Below are 907 nucleotides of genomic sequence, written 5' to 3' on the forward strand. Positions count from 1 at the left end.
GCACGCGCCGCCGCCCCGCCACCGGCCGCGCACCCTCCCACTCGGGACTACGACCTCGATCTTCCCCCTCTCCAGCCGGCCGTCCCGGACACCGGCACCACGCCGACCGCCGGCACGCCGACGCCGACGCCGGGCAGCCAGCCGCCCGCGAGCGCCACCGCCAGCCCATCGCCGGCCACGAGGCCACCGTCGGCCGCCGGGACGCTGACCGCCGCCGACCGGCGGATCCCCGCCCGGATGCTGGCCGCCTACCGGAAGGCGGCGGACCGCGCCGCCGCCGAACAGCCCGGCTGTCATCTGCGCTGGCAGCTGCTCGCCGGCATCGGCCGCATCGAGTCCGGCCACGGCATCGGCCGCGCGATCACCGCCGAGGGCACCATCACCAGCCGCATCCTCGGCCCGGCGCTGGACGGACACGACGGCCGCGCCCTGCTCCGGGACACCGACGGCGGGCGGCTCGACGGCGACCGTCGCTACGACCGGGCCGTCGGGCCGATGCAGTTCATCCCCACCACCTGGGCGTGGGCGGGCCGCGACGGATCGGGCGACGGCCAGGCCGACCCGAACAACGCCGACGACGCGACCCTCTCCGCCGCCGGCTACCTCTGCCGCCACGACCGCGACCTCACCGACCCCGCCGCGCTGCGGGCCGCGATCTACAGCTACAACCCCTCGGCGAGCTACCTGCGCGCCGTCCTCGCCTGGACGGCCGGTTACACCACCACGTCGGTACTTCCCAGCGCGGATGCCGCACCGGGGACGACGCCCTCGGCCCGGCCCACCGCCACGCCCGGCGTCACGCCCGCCGCCACCTCCGCCCGGACGCCGACCAGCAGCCCGTCCAGGCCGACCGCGACGCCACCGTCCGCCACCGCCCGGACGACCGCCGCCGCCGCCGCACCAACCG

1 protein-coding gene is annotated in these 907 nt (G+C 78.2%); it reads left to right on the forward strand.

What is annotated here, in order from left to right:
- A partial coding sequence (locus tag NBZ85_RS31465; RefSeq protein ID WP_261563463.1) for a lytic transglycosylase domain-containing protein occupies nt 1-907 on the forward strand: 907 nt, incomplete at both ends.

The sequence above is a fragment of the Frankia tisae genome (assembly GCF_025403405.1).
Classification (GTDB): domain Bacteria; phylum Actinomycetota; class Actinomycetes; order Frankiales; family Frankiaceae; genus Frankia; species Frankia tisai.